Origin of the sequence: Enterobacter cloacae complex sp. P47BA, assembly GCF_014930485.1 — a bacterium.
Taxonomy (GTDB): Bacteria; Pseudomonadota; Gammaproteobacteria; order Enterobacterales; family Enterobacteriaceae; genus Enterobacter; species Enterobacter bugandensis.
This window is the reverse complement of record NZ_JADBRF010000004.1, coordinates 22,177-39,789: the sequence shown is the minus strand read 5'-3', so window position 1 is coordinate 39,789 and position 17,613 is coordinate 22,177. Positions and strand designations below refer to the sequence as shown.

Sequence of the window (17,613 nt, the reverse complement as noted above, 5' to 3'; positions counted from 1 at the left end):
TCACGGACGAGTATGTTAGTCGGATAATAATTACTCCCTGCATCTCTAATAACAAATTGACGTGGTATTTATGGCAATGAGTGAATCAACCCAGCCCGCTCCGGGCGCGCCGGCGTCGCGCACCTCTTTTAAAGTTTTAGGCGCAATCAGCCTCTCGCACCTGCTCAACGACATGATCCAGTCGTTGATTCTGGCGATCTACCCGCTGCTGCAGTCTGAGTTTTCGTTAACCTTCGTACAGATCGGGATGATCACCCTGACCTTCCAGCTGGCCTCGTCGCTGCTGCAGCCGGTGGTGGGTTACTGGACGGATAAATACCCGATGCCGTGGTCGCTGCCGATAGGCATGTGCTTTACCTTAAGCGGGCTGGTGCTGCTGGCCATGGCAGGCAGTTTTGAAGCGGTTCTGCTCGCCGCCGCGCTGGTGGGAACCGGCTCGTCCGTCTTCCATCCGGAATCGTCCCGCGTGGCGCGTATGGCCTCCGGTGGCCGTCACGGGCTGGCGCAGTCACTCTTCCAGGTAGGGGGCAACTTCGGTAGCTCCCTCGGCCCGCTGCTGGCGGCGGTGATTATCGCCCCGTATGGCAAAGGCAATGTGGCCTGGTTTGTGCTGGCCGCCCTGCTCGCCATTGTCGTGCTGGCACAGATCAGCCGCTGGTACGCCGCCCAGCATCGCGTGAACAAAGGGAAACCTAAAGCAAAGGTTATCAATCCCCTGCCTCGTAATAAGGTCATTCTTGCGGTTTCCGTGCTGCTGGTGCTGATTTTCTCCAAATACTTCTATATGGCGAGCATCAGCAGCTATTACACCTTTTATCTGATGCAAAAATTCGGATTATCGGTACAAAACGCGCAGTTTCACCTGTTTGCTTTCCTCTTCGCGGTGGCCGCAGGAACGGTGATTGGCGGGCCGGTGGGGGATAAAATTGGCCGTAAATATGTCATTTGGGGCTCTATCCTCGGGGTGGCGCCGTTTACCCTTATTTTGCCGTACGCAAGTCTGGAATGGACCGGGATTTTAACCGTGATAATCGGTTTTATCCTCGCCTCCGCGTTTTCCGCCATCCTGGTCTATGCTCAGGAGCTGCTGCCGGGCCGTATAGGTATGGTTTCCGGGCTCTTTTTCGGTTTCGCCTTTGGGATGGGCGGCCTTGGCGCAGCCGTATTAGGGATGGTTGCGGATCACACCAGCATCTTCCTGGTTTACAAAATTTGCGCTTTCCTGCCGCTTCTTGGGATGTTGACCATATTCCTGCCTGATAATCGTCATAAAGCGTGATTTACGGGTAGCTAAAGTTATGCTTTGGCTACCCTTCCCCCTTATGCGATAAGGGTTTCCTCTTCATCCCCACTCTGAATTTATCAATATGCGCCTTTTTAATCGCATATTGCCGTTTTATTCAAACTTCAACAATTATTCATAAACATAAGGGCAAAAATTGTCATAAACTATTACCTGGCTTTTTGGTATTCACGCCAAAAATGGAACACTCACCACGAAAGGAGACGGAATGCACCACGCCACACCGCTTATTACCACCATTGTTGGTGGACTTGTGCTCGCTTTTATCCTTGGCATGATTGCCAATAAGCTGCGTATTTCTCCTCTTGTCGGCTATTTGTTAGCGGGTGTACTGGCGGGGCCTTTCACGCCAGGCTTCGTGGCGGATACCAAACTGGCGCCAGAGCTGGCGGAACTGGGCGTGATCCTGCTGATGTTTGGCGTCGGTCTGCATTTTTCGCTGAAGGACCTGATGGCGGTAAAGTCGATCGCCATACCCGGAGCGATCGCCCAGATAGGGGTGGCGACGCTGCTGGGCATGGCGCTTTCGGCAGTGCTGGGCTGGTCGCTGATGACCGGCATCGTCTTTGGGCTGTGCCTCTCCACCGCCAGTACCGTGGTGCTGCTGCGCGCGCTTGAAGAGAGGCAGTTGATAGACAGCCAGCGCGGGCAAATCGCGATTGGCTGGCTGATTGTAGAAGATCTGGTGATGGTGTTGACGCTGGTGCTGCTGCCTGCCGTCGCCGGGATGATGGAAAAAGAGAACATCGGCTTCGCCTCGCTGGCGCTGGATATGAGCATCACCATCGGTAAGGTGGTGGCCTTTATCGCCATCATGATGCTGGTGGGCCGCCGTCTGGTGCCGTGGATCATGTCCCGCAGCGCGGCGACCGGCTCCCGCGAGCTGTTTACGCTCTCCGTCCTTGCGCTGGCGCTGGGCATCGCCTTTGGCGCCGTTGAGCTGTTTGATGTCTCCTTTGCCCTGGGGGCGTTCTTCGCCGGGATGGTGCTGAACGAATCCGAGCTGAGTCACCGCGCGGCGCACGATACCCTGCCGCTGCGCGATGCGTTTGCCGTGCTGTTCTTCGTCTCCGTCGGGATGCTGTTCGATCCGCTGGTGCTGATCCAGCAGCCGCTGGCCGTGCTGGGCACGCTGGCGATCATTATTTTTGGTAAGTCGCTCGCGGCTTTCTTCCTGGTGCGAATGTTCGGCCACTCCCCGCGCACGGCGCTGACCATTGCCGCCAGCCTGGCGCAGATTGGCGAGTTCGCCTTTATTCTGGCCGGTCTGGGCATGGCCCTGAACCTGCTGCCACAGGCGGGGCAAAATCTGGTGCTGGCGGGGGCAATCCTCTCCATCATGCTAAACCCGGTATTGTTTGCCCTGCTGGAAAAATACCTCGAGAAGACCGAAACCCTCGAAGAGCAGACGCTGGAAGAGGCAACGGAAGAAGAGAAGCAGATCCCGGTGGATATTTGTAATCACGCCCTGCTGGTGGGCTTTGGCCGCGTCGGCAGCCTGCTCGGCGAGAAGCTGATGGCGCAGGGGATCCCGCTGGTGGTGATTGAGACGTCACGCACCCGCGTGGATGAGCTTCGCGAGCGCGGGATTCGTGCGGTGCTGGGCAATGCGGCGAACGAAGAGATCATGGAGCTGGCGCATCTGGACTGCGCCCGCTGGCTGCTGCTGACCATTCCAAACGGTTATGAAGCGGGTGAGATTGTGGCCTCCGCGCGTGAGAAGTGCCCCGGTATTGAGATCATTGCCCGAGCGCACTATGACGACGAGGTGGAGTACATTACCGAGCGCGGCGCGAATCAGGTGGTGATGGGCGAGCGTGAGATTGCGAACACCATGCTGACGCTGCTGACGAAGCCGCCAGTTGAAGAGGCGGTTACGGGGTAAGTTTGCTGCGGCCTGATGCCCTCACCCTGGCCCTCTCCACAGGGAGAGGGAACAAATACTAAAAACGGCAACCACAGGTTGCCGTTTTGCTTTTACCTGTCCCAGTACGCCTCTTCGAGGCTGTCTTCTCGTTCCGGCAGTCCACGCGTTAAGCGTGGAGAATGCTGGTTCAGCACCTGGTAGCTCACGCGGTTCGCGTACTTGCACACCTGCGCCAGCGACGAATAGGTCAGCCAGCTGAACTTGTGCTTGCTGGAGTTCGGCACGTTAGTTTTGTGATAGGCGTTCGCGGTAATGTCATGCAGCAGCGCGGCCAGCGCGCCGTCGCCCGCGCCGTTAGTGTTCATGATCTTCTCCGGCCCGCCCATATACGGCGCAATGTGGGAGTAGATACGCAGCGGATTCACGCAGTCTTTGTGGCGCATGCCGCGGCTGAACTCGTACTGGTTGAACTCCGCAATCGCCCCCGGCAGCAGCGGGTGCTGGGTTTTGCGCTTGCTCTCTTCTTCCGTGAACCCCGCCATATACAGCCCAACCGGACCCGCGGTGCAGAGCACCAGATCCACCCAGTCCAGCGCTTTGTCGGACGCCAGTAGCGGATCGCTTTCACCGGTCAGCGCCTCGGCCTCTTCTTCGTTCATCGCCAGAATGGAGACGTGCTCTTTCAGGAAGGTCTGCCACCACTCCGGGTTATCGGCAATCACGAATTTGGTGCCCAGCGTCAGAACGACGGGCACGTCGTACTTTTTCGCGTACTCAATCGCCTTCATGGTCGCCTCAGGCATCGGCTCGCCCGGCTTGCAGCGCACCAGGTAGGAGGTCAGCACCAGCGCAGACGCGCCCGCGATCACCTCTTCGGGAATGCTTTCCGCGCGCAGCTTGTTCATGTGGCCCGGGCTGATGGCAAAGGTACGCTCGCCGGATTCGCCGATCAGCGTAAAGCAGCGGCCAATCGGCCCGTCTACGCCCTGGAGATAGTTAAGATCGGTGCGGCTGGAGGTGTTACACAGGTAGCGGTAGGCGTAGCCACCGATTTCGATATTGCTGCACATCACGCCGAGCAGCACCGAGCGGTCATCTGCCAGCACCGAGTAGTTGTGCATGGTGTTGCCGATGGTGCCGCCAGCGAACTGATGGGTAATCAGATTTTCGCGCACCAGCTCCTGGTACAGCGCTTCGGCAACGTCGTCCTCAATCACCAGCGAGTGACCGGCGCTCAGACCGTAACGGGCGACAAACTCATCATCCACTTTCGCTTCAATGTCCACCAGCGTCTGGTCGATACCGACAACCCAGGCCGCGCTGGTTTCATTTTCAGGCTGGATTTGCTGCAGGAGCGGATCGCGGGCATCGACGGGAAAGTAGTGTTTGGATTTGCGTTTACCGGGAAATTTCATGGTCTGAACTGTACGAAGAATATGGGCCGGGAATGGTAGCACAAACCCGGCCCGGAGTGCGATCAGCGGCTGTTCGTCACCAACGAGACCATCATGTCGATATGCTCAGGTGAGTCGTTAAGCGCCGGAATGTACTCATACTTTTCGCCGCCGGCCTCAAGGAAAAATTCCCGGTTTTGCACCGCGATCTCCTCCAGCGTTTCAAGGCAGTCCGCCGAGAAGCCCGGCGACATCACCTGAATGTGCTTCACGCCCTTCTCGCCGAGCATTTTGAGGGTTTCATCGGTGTACGGCGTCAGCCACGGCTCGCGGCCAAAGCGCGACTGGAAGGTCATCATCACCTTCTCCGGCGGCAGGCCAAGGGCGGAGACCAGCTCGCGGGTGGTATCGCGGCAGCGCTGGGGGTAATCATCCCCTTCGTTGGCGAAACGCTGCGGAATACCGTGATAGGAGAGCAGCAGCAGATCCGGCTCGCCGTGCTTTTCAAACGATGCTCGGGCGCTGTTGGCAAGCGCCTTAATGTAGAGATCGTTATCCGCATAATCGCGAATAAAGGTCACGCCCGGAATGCGGCGACGCGTCTTCAGAATACGCGCCAGCTCGTCCCAGACGGCGGCCACCGTCGAGCAGGAGTACTGCGGATACAAGGCCAGCACGACGATATGATCCACGCCCTGTGCCAGCAGCGCATCGACGGCACTTTCCAGCGAAGGTTTACCGTAGCTCATGCCGAGTGCGACGGGCATATCCGGCAGACGGGCGGCCAGCGCTTTTTCCTGACGACGGCTGTACACCATCAGCGGCGAGCCCTCCTCCATCCAGACGGACTGATAAAGTTTGGCGACGCGCGGAGAGCGAATCGGCAGAATGACGCCACGCAGCAGCGGCCACCACAGCAGTCTCGGAAAATCCACGACGCGCGTGTCGCTTAAAAATTGTCGCAGGTAGCGTTTTACCGCCGCTGGAGTGGGTGCTTCTGGGGTGCCCAGATTGGCAAGCAGGATGCCGGTTTTCGCCTGACTCATTCACGCCTCTTAACCATTTGATAGGTTGTCAATTGTAGCGGAAATGCGTTTAAACGAAACCCATTGCTGTAATAGGTAAGATGAGAATATTTCTCACCCGGAAGCCCGGGTGAGAGGCGCGTGATTAGCCGAGGATTTTTTCCAGCTCTGCACGTACGTCAGCCACGGCTTTGGTGCCGTCAACTTTGGCGTATTTGGTGTTACCCGCCTGCGCTTCTTTGGTGTAGTAGCCAATCAGCGGCGCGGTCATCTGATGGTATTCCACCAGGCGTTTACGCACGGTCTCTTCCTGATCGTCTTTACGGGTGGTCAGCTCTTCGCCGGTCACGTCGTCTTTGCCTTCAACCTTAGGCGGGTTGAATTTGATGTGGTAAACGCGGCCAGAGGCAGCGTGCACGCGACGGCCAACGATACGGTCAACGATCAGCTCGTCCGGTACGTCGAACTCCAGCACGTAGTCCACGTTGATGCCCGCTTCTTTCATGGCGTCAGCCTGAGGAATGGTGCGTGGGAAGCCGTCCAGCAGGAAACCGTTACAGCAGTCTTCCTGCGCAATGCGCTCTTTAACCAGCGCGATAACCAGCTCGTCGGTTACCAGCTTGCCTGCGTCCATGATGTCTTTCGCTTGTTTACCCAGCTCGGAGCCAGATTTTACAGCGGCGCGCAGCATGTCACCGGTGGAGATTTGCGGAATACCGTATTTCTCCATGATGAACTGAGCCTGAGTTCCTTTACCCGCGCCCGGAGCGCCAAGCAGAATAATACGCATTGCGAAAATCCCCTCAAATGTCGTTTCAATTTTTCAAAAGCGCTAAACAATACCACCAGAACGGGCGTGGCTCAAGGAAGGCGGGAAGGCTGAAACGGTTAATGGGGGGAGATAATTTGGGAGAGTGCGGTCTGGTGCCCTCACCCCGGCCCTCTCCCACGGGGAGAGGGAGAAGACCAGGGGAGACGTGGTCAGTTACGCCAGCAGCAGCGCATTCACACGTTTAATGAACAGGTTAGGATCTTCCAGGGTGCCGCGCTCGGCCAGCAGGGACTGATCCAGCAGCAGTTCAACCCACTCGGCAAAGCGAGCTTCATCCTGGGTATCCGCCGCGCGTTTCACCAGCGGATGATCCGGATTAAGCTCAAAGATATATTTCACTTCCGGTACCGCCTGGCCCGCCGCGGCGAACAGCTTCGCCATCTGGGTGCTCATTTCGTCCGCATCGGTGGTGACAATCGCCGGAGTATCGGTCAGACGGTGCGTAAAGCGCACCTCTTTCACGCGGTCGCCCAGCAGGGTTTTGACACGCTCAACGAACGGCTCCAGCGCCTTCTCGGCTTCTTTCGCGCTTTCGTCCACTTCATCCGCCAGCTTGTCGATGGACTCGTCGGCTTTGGCAACGGACTGGAACGCCTTACCGTCGAACTCGGTCAGGTAGTTCATCATCCACTCGTCGATGCGGTCAGAAAGCAGCAGCACTTCGATACCTTTCTTACGCAGCAGCTCCAGGTGCGGGCTGCTCTTCGCTGCCGCATAGCTGTCGGCGGTGATGTAGTAGATCTTCTCCTGCCCTTCCTTCATGCGGGAGACGTACTCTTCCAGCGACACGGTCTGGGCGGAGGAGTCAGTGTGCGTAGAGGCGAAGCGCAGCAGTTTGGCGATGGTTTCAACGTTCGCCATGTCTTCAGCCGGGCCTTCTTTCAGCACCAGGCCGAACTGTTTCCAGAAGGTCTGGTATTTTTCCGCGTCGTCTTTCGCCAGTTTTTCCAGCATCTGCAACGCACGTTTGGTCAGGGCGTTACGCAGATTACGGGTAACGGTGCTGTCCTGGAGGATTTCACGGGAGACGTTCAGCGGCAGATCGTTGGAGTCTATCAGGCCACGAACAAAGCGCAGGTAGTTCGGCATGAACTGCTCGGCGTCGTCCATGATGAAGACGCGCTGCACGTACAGCTTCAGGCCGTGCTTGTGATCGCGGTTCCACATGTCCCACGGTGCCTGTGCCGGGATATACAGCAGGCTGGTGTACTCCTGCTTCCCTTCCACGCGATTGTGGCTCCAGGTCAGCGGGTCGGTAAAGTCGTGAGCGATGTGCTTATAAAACTCGTTGTACTCGTCGTCTTTGATTTCAGCCTTGTTACGCGTCCACAGCGCCTGCGCCTTGTTGATTTTCTCCCAGGAAACAACGGTTTCACCGTCTTTCTCTTCCTGTTTTTCAATCTCTACCGGCAGCGCGATGTGGTCGGAATATTTGCTGATGATGGAGCGTACGCGCCAGTCGTTCAGGAAATCATCTTCGCCTTCGCGCAGGTGGAGGGTGATTTCGGTGCCGCGATCCGCTTTGGTGATGTCATCAACGGTGTATTCGCCTTCCCCTTTGGATTCCCACAGCACGCCGTTCTCGGCGCTGTCGCCCGCCGCGCGGGTGCGCACGGTGACTTTGTCCGCCACGATGAACGCCGAGTAGAAGCCTACGCCGAACTGGCCAATCAGCTGGCTGTCTTTCGCCTGGTCAGAGCCCATGGACTCCAGAAACGCTTTGGTGCCGGATTTCGCGATGGTCCCGAGGTGGTCGATGACCTCGTCGCGGTTCATCCCGATGCCGTTATCGGCAATCGTCAGGGTGCGGTTCTCTTTGTTGAAAGAGACGCGCACGCGCAGCTCGCCGTCGCCTTCGTACAGATCCGGGTTAGACAGCGCGCGGAAGCGCAGCTTGTCCGCCGCATCGGAGGCGTTGGAAATCAGCTCACGCAGGAAAATTTCTTTGTTGGAATACAGGGAATGGATCATCAGGTGCAGAAGCTGTTTTACTTCTGACTGGAAACCACGGGTTTCTTGTCCTTTCATCTATGTCGACCTCAACAATGCCATTTAATGGGGTTTTAAAACGTTGAGTGAGAGATGGGGATACGGGGGGAAATTTTCAAGCGGAGGCCGCGCGCGCGGCCTCCGTTTGGTCAGAAAATAATCTTGTGACGTCCGGCCAGAGAGTGCGACAGCGTGGTGCCGTCGACCATTTCCAGCTCGCCGCCGACCGGCACGCCGTGGGCGATGCGGCTGGCGTCAACGCCGTACTGCGCGCACAGCTCGGCGATGTAGTTGGCGGTTGCCTCCCCTTCCACCGTGGGGTTGGTGGCGAGGATCACCTCTTTGATGGTTTCGGACTCAAGACGCTGTTCAAGGCGGTCAAGACCGATATCGTCCGGGCCAATGCCGTCCAGCGGGGAGAGGTGCCCCATCAGCACGAAATAGCGGCCGGAAAACTGCCCGGTTTGTTCGATGGCGTAGATGTCCGCCGGACTCTCCACCACGCAAATCTGGCCGTTCTCCTGACGACGCGGGTTCGTACAGATGTTACACACGTCCTGCTCGGTAAAGGTGCGGCAATCCGCACAGTGACCAATTTCTGACATGGCGCGGGTCAGAGCCTGCGCCAGGCGCATCCCGCCGCTGCGGTCGCGCTGCAATAGCGTAAACGCCATGCGCTGCGCCGACTTCGGGCCAACGCCCGGCAGGCAGCGCAGTGCTTCCATTAACTGCGTGAGCAGCGGACTGGTTTGCATCAGAACGGCATCTTAAAGCCCGGCGGCAGCTGCATACCGCTGGAAACAGAGGCCATTTTCTCTTTCTGGGTTTCGTCGATACGGCGAGCGGCATCGTTAAACGCGGCTGCAACCAGATCTTCCAGCATCTCTTTGTCGTCTTCGAGCAGGCTCGGGTCGATTTCAACGCGACGGCAGTTGTGCGCACCGTTAATGGTCACCTTGACCAGACCGGCACCGGATTCACCCGTGACTTCCAGCTGAGCGATCTCTTCCTGCATCTTCTGCATTTTTTCCTGCATCTGCTGAGCCTGCTTCATCAGGCCACCCAGACCGCCTTTTCCACCAAACATAGGCTTCTCTCTTCTTTCACGTTTAAGGATTACAACCGTAAGTCAGACTCACGATCAAATGGGGCGAATACTCTCTTCATCCAGATCGGCGTCGAAGAACCGGCGCAGGGTCTGAATGTTGTTATCCGCAATAATTGCCTCGCGCGCCTGCGCGAGCTTCTCTTCATAAATGGCCTGGCGCCACTCAAGCGGCGTTTTCACTGCCGGATTATCATCTTCAATGATAGTCAATTCAACCGGTGAACCCTGTAAAGCAGCAAGCGCCTCGGCCAGCGCCTTTTGCGCGCCAGGGGAATTGAGGTGCCGCTGGCCCGGACGCAGGTGCAGACGCACCTGATTGCCGTCCTGCTCTTTCCAGGCGTTCAGCGCGACCTGCTCCACCAGCTTCGGTAGCTGGAGTTTGCTGACCTCAGCGGCCCAGGCGTCGCGCGCGATGGACTCTTCGGCGAGCTTCGCGGAAAGCTCAGGCGTTTTTTCATGCTCCAGCGCCTTTTTCAGCGCTTTCGGCGTGGCGACCACTTCCTTGACCGTTTCAACAACGGTGGTCGCCTTCCAGCGGTAAGCCTCTTCTTTCACCGGGGCTTTCTGCTCGAGCGCGGACGGTGCCGGACGCGACTGTACGCGCTCCGTTACCGAGGCCAGTCGTTCAAGCGCGGCGTTGTTCACCGGCCGCGCTCTTCCTGGCGCTGCCGGTTCACTCTTTTTTGGTTTGGTTACTCCCTGCGCACGCTGCAGCTGGCTGCGTGCGGCAAGCACCGAACTGGTGGCATCCGACAGCGGCACGTTTTGCTGTGGCGGCGGCGTCGGCTGCGGTGGCACCTGCTGCGGTGACATCACCGCCGTAGGGGCGACCGGGGCAAAAGACTGCCGCGGCGCTTCCGGTTCCGGCAACGGCATGCGCGGATGGAACGCCAGCGCGCGCAGCAGCGTCATTTCGACGCCCATCCTGGGGTCCGGCGCGAACGGTAACTCTTTGCGGCCAATCAGCAGCGTCTGGTAATACAGCTGCACGTCGGCAGGCGGCACGGTGCGGGCAAGTTCACGCATCCGCTGTTCAATGGCGGCCATATCCGCACCGATGGCCGACGGAGACAGCTGCAGCATCGCCACGCGGTGCAGCAGGCTGAGCATCTCGACCAGCAGCGCTTCCCACTCAATACCGCGGGCAGCGGCCGCGTTGACCAGCGACATCACGCGCTCGCCGTTGGCGGCAATCATCGCTTCGATGAGCGACAGCGCCTGATCGTCATCCAGCGTGCCGAGCATGGTGCTGACCGCTTCGGTCGAGAGCTTGCCGTCACCGCTGGCGATCGCCTGGTCGGTCAGGCTTAGCGCATCACGCAGGCTGCCGTCAGCCGCGCGGGCCAGCAGCTGCAGGGCGCGCGGCTCGTGAACGATATTCTCTTCATCAAGGATATGCTCAAGCTGCGCGCGGATCTGCTCAACGTCCAGCGCCTTCAGGTGGAACTGCAGGCAGCGCGACAGGATGGTAACCGGCAGCTTTTGCGGATCGGTGGTCGCCAGCAGGAATTTAACGTGCGCGGGCGGCTCTTCCAGCGTTTTCAGCAGGGCGTTAAAGCTGTGGCGCGACAGCATGTGCACTTCATCGATCAGGTAGACCTTGAAGCGGCCGCGCGCCGGGGCGTACTGCACGTTGTCGAGCAGATCGCGGGTGTCTTCCACCTTGGTGCGCGAGGCGGCGTCGATCTCGATCAGATCGACAAAACGCCCCTGCTCGATCTCGCGGCAGTTGTCACACACGCCGCACGGGGTGGCGGTGATCCCGGTTTCGCAGTTCAGACCTTTCGCCAGCAGACGGGCAATAGAGGTCTTACCGACGCCGCGGGTGCCGGAAAAAAGATAGGCGTGATGGATGCGACCTAGCGACAAGCCGTTCGCCAGGGCCGTCAGCACATGTTCCTGACCGACAACGTCAGCAAAGGTTTGAGGTCGCCATTTACGGGCTAACACCTGATAACTCATGGGCAGGCTCTGCAACGCTGGAAGGTGAATTTATGGAGGGGAATGCTATCACAACCTCACCCATTGAGCGAGGTTGTGAAAACCGGGATTAATGACCCGGGAAAGGCACCAGGCTGTAGCTGGTAATGCCCTGTTTTTCCAGGCGCTGTTCACCGCCAAGATCGAACAGGTTGATGATGAAGGCCGCGTCGGTCACTTCACCACCCAGACGGCGGATCAGCTTGACGGTCGCTTCGATAGTGCCGCCGGTTGCCAGCAGATCGTCCACCACCAGCACTTTGTCGCCGGGCTTGATCGCGTCAACGTGGATCTCCAGCTGATCGGTGCCGTACTCCAGCTCGTAGCTCTCGGCGATGGTTTCACGCGGCAGTTTGCGCGGCTTACGCACCGGCACAAAACCCACGCCCATCGCCAGCGCAACCGGTGCGCCAAACAGGAAGCCGCGGGCTTCGGTACCTACTACTTTGGTGATCCCGGCGTTTTTATATCGTTCGACCAGCAGTTCAATGCTGAGCGCGTACGCTTTCGGGTCTTCCAGCAAGCTGGTGACATCACGGAAAAGAATGCCAGGCTTTGGATAGTCCTGGATGCTTTTGATGCTATTTTTCAGATATTCAAGCTGCTGTGCAGTTGCGGTCATCGGTTTGTGCCTAAATGAAACAGTGTTACTCACGGCGCGCGACGAGTCGGTCAAAGTAACAGTTGTTTAACCTTTGACCAGGCGCACCTGTGCTCGAAAACGGTCGAATTTACTGGCTGCGCGCCATAATTGCAACCGCCATGATGAGGCTTCAGTGCTTTTGTTGCTTTTCATCAACCACGGGGATCCGCCACATGAAGATCAGCAGGCAGGCCAGGATCGCCAGCAGCAGAATACGCGCCCACATCATGTTCACCAGCCATAACGAAATGGCGAAGGTGATCAGGATAAAGGCAATGGCGCGCGGCTTGGCCCCGGGCGGCATGGCCCGGTGTTTTTGCCAGTGCCGCAGGTAGCCGCCAAACCACGAGCGGTACAGCAGCCAGTGGTGAAAACGCGGCGACGAGCGGGCGAAGCACCAGGCGGCCAGCAGGATAAACGGGGTGGTCGGCAGCAAGGGCAATACGATGCCCAGCGTACCCAGCACTACCGCGAGCCAGCCAATGATGATTAAAATAGTACGCTGCATAATGCGAATCGTTATCAAACTGAACGGCTACTTTACCACTGGAGAGCGCATTGAAAACAGCACTGCTTCTTGAGAAGCTGCAAAATCAGCTGATCGCTCTGCGGGCGCAGGCCACGCCGCTGATGGGACACGCCACGCTGAAACCGCGCTTTGACCGGCAGCTTTTCCGCACCCGCAGCACCGTCATTCAGGATTACCTTGCTGAGATGCAGACCAACCTCGATGAGCTTCGCCACGCGGTTGAGAGTGAACAGCAGGAACAGGTGGTGTGGCTTGCGGAGCATCTTACCGAGCAGATCACCGCCCTGCACCGCGAAATCGCCGCCTGGCCGCTACGGGCGTGGGACAGCGCCTCACCTGGGCTGGGAAAATGGCAGCGCAAGCGGCTGGAGAATCAGGAGTTTGAGCGGCGTCTGTTTGAGATGAAGCGCGAGCGCGAAGCCCGCCTGAACAACAGCGAAACGCTGGAAGAGCAGCAGCTATTGATGCGCGAGATTAGCGCGCTGGAAGGCCGCATCGTCCGCTGCCGTCAGGCGCTGGATGAGATTGAACGCGTGATTGCACGCCTGACCCGTTAACTGGAGCCACATCTATGTCACTGGAAAATGCACCCGACGAGGTCAAGCTGGCCGTCGATTTAATTATGCTGCTGGAGAATCATGAGATCCCGGCCGAGACGGTGCTTAAAGCGCTGGAGATTGTGCGGCGGGATTTTGAGGGGAAACTTCCCCCTCCCCCTAACCCTCTCCCTGTGGGAGAGGGAAAATAGATTAAGCCGGAGTCGGGTCGTCGCCCTTAATGTCGCGCTTCACTTCCGTATGCTCATCACCTTTCTCATTATGCAGGTGAACCTCAAGCTGGTTGAAGGCGATGTTAATGTTGTTTTCACGGCACAGGCGGTCGATCGCGCGGTTCAGTTCATCAACTGTGTAGCTGCGATCGCGCAGTTCACGCACGTATAAACGCAGCTCGTGATCCAGCGTGCTTGGCCCGAAGGTGGTGAAGAAGACGTCTGGCGCAGGATCGTGCATGACTTTTGGATGCGATTTAGCGGCTTTAAGCAATACCTCTTTCACTTTATCCAGATCGGAACCGTAGGCCACGCCGAGGCGAATCACCACGCGCGTGGTGGTATCCGAGAGCGACCAGTTGATCAGACGCTCGGTCACGAACGCTTTGTTCGGGATGATCACCTCTTTACGATCGAAGTCAGTGATGGTGGTCGCACGAATTCGGATCTTGCTGACGGTCCCGGAGAACGTACCGATGGTGACGGTATCGCCGATACGCACCGGACGTTCGAAGAGGATAATCAGGCCGGAGACAAAGTTACCGAAGATCTCCTGCAGGCCAAAACCAAGACCGACCGAGAGGGCCGCCGCCAGCCACTGCAGTTTATCCCACGAGACGCCCAGCGAGCCGAATACCGTCATCGCCCCGACGATAATGATGACGTAATTCAGGATGGTGGTGATGGCGTAAGACGCCCCCTGGCGCAGGTTCAGCCTTGAGAGCACCAGCACTTCCAGCAGACCCGGCAGGTTACGAATCAGCGCCCAGGCCACCACCGACGACACCAGCGCAAACAGCAGGCTGCCCATGGTGACGCTTTTCATCACCGCCGCGCCGGCTTCGGTACCGTTGTACTGCCAGAGGGTAATACTGTCGAGATAAGCGAAGACGGTAATTAAATCAGACCAGATCGCCCAGAACATCACCGCAAACAGCGCGATCATCACCAGCATGGTGATACGCAGCGTCTGCTGGTTAACCTGCTCCAGCGCGATGGTCGGCTCTTCCTGCGGCTCCGCGCCTTCAGCCCCCTCTTTCACCTGATGCTGACGACGCGCAATGGCACGACGGTAAGCAATGCGGCGGGCCGCGACGCTTAAGCCGCGCAGCACGGTCTGATAGAGCAGGTTCCAGACGATCACCAGATAGACCGTCTCGATCCAGCGCCCGGACAGGCGCAGCGTGGTGTAGAAGTAGCCCGTTGCCGTAAGCACCATCAGCGCCAGCGGAATGATCGCCAGCACCGTCACGGTGGCCAGACGGATATTGTGGGACTCTTTATCACGCCAGCTGTCGCGGCACATCGGCCACATCAGGATCGCAATCAGCAGCAGGTTGAGCAGAATGACCAGTTGACCCAGCACATCATCCATCAGATGCAGCGGGGAAAGCTCGGAGACTACCGACCAGAAGTGCAGCGGCAGGAGCGCCAGGCTGACGCGCACAATCTGGCGACGCCAGTGGCTGGTCAGCTGCGCAGGCATGTTGAAGTGACGCACCGCCACGCCGTCTTTTTCGAGCACCTTCCAGCACACGCCAAATACCAGCCAGAACAGCGCCAGTTTTTTACTGAACGCCCAGAGCAGATCGCTGACGTTAAGCTGCATCGTGAGCAGGATCAGGCCCACGGCCAGAATAATCAGGCACACCGGCAGCGCGCGAATGAGATCTATCAGAATCGCTTTTGGCGTATGGAGCTGGCTGTCGTTACGCAGTTGCCCCACTTCCGAGGCCAGCTTCGCCTGGTACTGTTTCAGCCATTTCAAACGCCAGCGGATCAGACCGGCAATCAGCAGCAGCGGTAAGCCCGCCAGGAAAGCAATCATTACCGCAGGCCAGGCTTTCTCCCAGTTCACGGTGATTTTCATGCTCTTAATCTGCGTTTTCAGCGTCTCCGGGAAGGACTTAATCCAGTCCCAGTCCATCGGCTTGTTGCTGTTCACCCAGAAAATCTGCTGCGTCAAAATCTCCTGCAGGCTTTTTGACACGCTGACCAGCTGCTGCTGGTTAATCTGCAGGTTAATTGCCATCATCAGCTGGTTGCCCAGCTGTTTATTGAGCTGGTCCAGCAGTTCACGGCGCATATCCACCACCTGGAGCAGCGCGTCATGCACTTCCGGATTTACGTCACTGGAGTGCCCCTCTTCGATTTTGGCGACGAAAGCATCACTCTGGAAAAGGGCATCGCGCTGCTGGTTGACGTCAAACTGCTCCAGACGTAAATCCGCAATGCGGTTGGTCATGTCCTCCAGTTCGTCGGCAGACGGCAGCGTCTGCTGCTGCTGGTAGAGAATACGCGACAGCAGGAGGCTGCCCTTCAGAACCGCGATCTGCTCTTTGATGTTGCGCTCCGCCTGCAGCGCGCGATCCAGCCAGTTCTTCACTTTAATATTTTGCTGAACCAGCGAGTTGCCGCTTTCCGTCGCCAGTATCAGGCGCTGGCTGAGCTGGTGGTTAGCCTCAAGCTCCTGCTTCACCAGCGGGTTGGCCTGAATGCGGGCAGTTTCGTCCGGCGAGACGGCTTCCTGAGCGGTTTTTTCCGTCAGGGTCAGGCGTTTGCTGTTTACCGCCTCCTGCAACAGCTGAAGCTGATGCTCCAGACGATTAATATTCGCCGTCACGTAATCACGCTGTTTCTGGAGCGTGTCCTGCAGCACCGTATTCCCTTCCAGGCTTTTACGCTGCTGTTCGATTTGCGCATTGAGCAGCGACTGCTGAACCAGCAGCAGGGTTTGCTGGGTCGGGCGCAGCGTGCCCTCCCCTACCGTCGTGCCGTTCAGGCGGTTGCGGATCTGCTGCAGCTGCTGAGACGCGGCGTACATCGCGTTTTGCACGCGCTCGGGCTGGGTTTGCAGGGAGACGAGCTGACTGTTGTAGGTCGCGAGGTCAGACTGTGCGGTTTGCAGATCGTCGAGCAATTGCGCGACGCGCGATTCCAGCTGGCGTAAGGAGAGCGTGGAGAGCGTTTTGCGCGTTTCATCGTCGTTATCGACGTCGCTCAGCGCGCTCAGCGCTTCCGTGGCCTTACGCATGTTCTCCGGCGCCTGCGCCACCTTCTGACGAAGCTGGGTGGTTTCAGCTTTAACGCGCTCAATCTTATCAATGTTTTCCAGCGTTTCCGTCAGATCCTGCTGGGTGAGTTTCTCCTGAGGAGAGAGCTCTTTTTGTTTGTTCAGGGTGTCGAGCTGCGACTGAATTTCACTGCGCGAGGGAATATCAGTGCTGTTGTCTGCGCGGGCCCAGGAAAGCGGCGCGGTGGAGAAGAAAAACAGCATAGCAAAGAGCAATGCAAATACAGGATGTTGCGAGCGATTGATGGGCAGCATAGTTGTGAATGATGTCAGCAGATGACCGAAAATAGTCCGGCGTGAAGAATATCACGCTCGTCGGAAGCAGAATAGCGAGAACGTAAGCCTCTGAGATAAATCCTGGAAGGGCTCAGGCCGTGAGCGAAGGCGCGTCGCTGCGCAGCGTCGGGCAGAGCTGTAGCATTTCCAGTAAAATCGCCACGTAGCTGCGGGCTTCCTCTTTGAGGTCAAAGGATTGCGGCGCAAAAAGCCAGTTTTCCATTAGACCTGAAATGTAGCTGCGCATCAGGATGGCTGCCCGGCGGGTGAGTAAATTGGCCGGTAACAGCTTTGCCTGCATACACAGGTTCAGGTTCTGTTCGATACGATCGTAGCTCTCCAGGCTGAGACTGCGCTGCGCTTGTTGCACCACCGCCATCTCGCCCACGAACTCACATTTATGAAAGATAATTTCCATCATTAATCTGCGACGCTCTTCAACTACCGTTGCTTCAAGGATATATACTAATATTTCTCTTAATACTGAGAGTGGATCGTCAGGGAATTTTGCCCGATACTCACTCTCGAGATCGCTAATGCTGGACTCTGAAAGCTCCCAGATTTCACTGAACAGATCTGACTTGTCTTTAAAATGCCAGTAAATCGCTCCCCGCGTCACACCGGCAGCCTGAGCAATTTGCGCCAGCGAGGTAGAAGAAACACCCTGCTGAGAGAACAAACGTATTGCCACATCCAGAATGTGTTGTCGGGTTTCCAGCGCTTGTTGTTTAGTTTTTCGTGCCATAGGTGGGTGAATTTACAGGAGTCAGATTTACATACATTTGTGAATGTATGTACCATAGCATGACGATAATATAAACGCAG

Annotated in this window: 15 protein-coding genes and 1 other annotated feature; of the genes, 4 read left to right on the top strand and 11 right to left on the bottom strand. The window is 57.5% G+C overall.

Annotated elements, in window-relative coordinates; genetic code table 11:
- Positions 1-70 precede the first annotated feature (70 nt).
- Together IM299_RS06270 and ybaL are read left to right on the top strand one after the other, a co-directional pair.
- Entirely contained in the window at positions 71-1,279 is a 1,209-nt protein-coding gene (locus IM299_RS06270) for an MFS transporter (RefSeq protein ID WP_193357177.1), read from the top strand.
- A gap of 232 nt (positions 1,280-1,511) precedes the next feature.
- Positions 1,512-3,188, top strand: a complete 1,677-nt coding sequence (gene ybaL, locus IM299_RS06265; protein WP_041911052.1) for a YbaL family putative K(+) efflux transporter — start codon at positions 1,512-1,514, stop codon at positions 3,186-3,188.
- Positions 3,189-3,280: 92 nt separating this feature from the next.
- On the opposite strand, the gene IM299_RS06260 is transcribed toward ybaL, so the two are convergent.
- The 9 genes from IM299_RS06260 to IM299_RS06220 form a co-directional block, all read right to left on the bottom strand.
- Positions 3,281-4,585 carry an inosine/guanosine kinase gene (locus IM299_RS06260; protein WP_045260696.1) on the bottom strand — a complete coding sequence of 435 codons (1,305 nt, stop codon included), beginning with the start codon at positions 4,583-4,585 and terminating at the stop codon, positions 3,281-3,283.
- A 62-nt stretch (positions 4,586-4,647) separates the two neighbouring features.
- A complete protein-coding gene (gene hemH, locus IM299_RS06255) occupies positions 4,648-5,610 on the bottom strand; it encodes a ferrochelatase (protein ID WP_041911054.1) in 963 nt (320 codons plus the stop codon).
- A 124-nt stretch (positions 5,611-5,734) separates the two neighbouring features.
- Positions 5,735-6,379, bottom strand: coding sequence for an adenylate kinase (adk, locus tag IM299_RS06250; RefSeq protein ID WP_193357176.1), 645 nt, complete (start codon positions 6,377-6,379; stop codon positions 5,735-5,737).
- Between the two features lie 195 nt (positions 6,380-6,574).
- Entirely contained in the window at positions 6,575-8,449 is a 1,875-nt protein-coding gene (gene htpG / locus IM299_RS06245; protein ID WP_045259919.1) for a molecular chaperone HtpG, read from the bottom strand.
- Between the two features lie 110 nt (positions 8,450-8,559).
- Positions 8,560-9,165 carry a recombination mediator RecR gene (recR, locus tag IM299_RS06240; RefSeq protein WP_006809843.1) on the bottom strand — a complete coding sequence of 202 codons (606 nt, stop codon included), beginning with the start codon at positions 9,163-9,165 and terminating at the stop codon, positions 8,560-8,562.
- Positions 9,165-9,497 carry a YbaB/EbfC family nucleoid-associated protein gene (locus IM299_RS06235; RefSeq protein WP_003858972.1) on the bottom strand — a complete coding sequence of 111 codons (333 nt, stop codon included), beginning with the start codon at positions 9,495-9,497 and terminating at the stop codon, positions 9,165-9,167. The genes recR and IM299_RS06235 overlap by 1 nt, the downstream gene beginning before the upstream one ends.
- A 54-nt stretch (positions 9,498-9,551) precedes the next feature.
- The gene (dnaX, locus tag IM299_RS06230; RefSeq protein ID WP_163333618.1) at positions 9,552-11,480 is read right to left on the bottom strand and encodes a DNA polymerase III subunit gamma/tau; all 1,929 of its coding nucleotides are present in this window, start codon (positions 11,478-11,480) and stop codon (positions 9,552-9,554) included.
- Positions 10,158-10,222: a sequence feature (DnaX frameshifting element), on the bottom strand. (Overlaps the previous gene by 65 nt.)
- 88 nt (positions 11,481-11,568) lie before the next feature.
- Positions 11,569-12,120, bottom strand: a complete 552-nt coding sequence (gene apt, locus IM299_RS06225) for an adenine phosphoribosyltransferase (protein WP_000127359.1) — start codon at positions 12,118-12,120, stop codon at positions 11,569-11,571.
- A 151-nt stretch (positions 12,121-12,271) separates the two neighbouring features.
- Positions 12,272-12,649, bottom strand: a complete 378-nt coding sequence (locus tag IM299_RS06220) for a DUF454 family protein (RefSeq protein WP_193357175.1) — start codon at positions 12,647-12,649, stop codon at positions 12,272-12,274.
- Positions 12,650-12,699: 50 nt separating this feature from the next.
- Here IM299_RS06220 and priC point away from each other — a divergent pair, with 50 nt between their 5' ends.
- Both priC and rsmS read left to right on the top strand, forming a co-directional pair.
- Positions 12,700-13,227 carry a primosomal replication protein N'' gene (priC, locus tag IM299_RS06215; RefSeq protein ID WP_041911058.1) on the top strand — a complete coding sequence of 176 codons (528 nt, stop codon included), beginning with the start codon at positions 12,700-12,702 and terminating at the stop codon, positions 13,225-13,227.
- A gap of 14 nt (positions 13,228-13,241) precedes the next feature.
- Positions 13,242-13,418, top strand: coding sequence for a pleiotropic regulatory protein RsmS (rsmS, locus tag IM299_RS06210; RefSeq protein WP_193357174.1), 177 nt, complete (start codon positions 13,242-13,244; stop codon positions 13,416-13,418).
- 1 nt (position 13,419) lies between these two features.
- On the opposite strand, the gene mscK is transcribed toward rsmS, so the two are convergent.
- Positions 13,420-16,767, bottom strand: a complete 3,348-nt coding sequence (gene mscK / locus IM299_RS06205; RefSeq protein WP_047362428.1) for a mechanosensitive channel MscK — start codon at positions 16,765-16,767, stop codon at positions 13,420-13,422.
- Positions 16,768-16,879: 112 nt separating this feature from the next.
- Positions 16,880-17,533: a multidrug efflux transporter transcriptional repressor AcrR gene (acrR, locus tag IM299_RS06200; RefSeq protein ID WP_023310602.1), complete on the bottom strand. Its 654-nt coding sequence runs from the start codon at positions 17,531-17,533 to the stop codon at positions 16,880-16,882.
- Between the last annotated feature and the right edge of the window lie 80 nt (positions 17,534-17,613).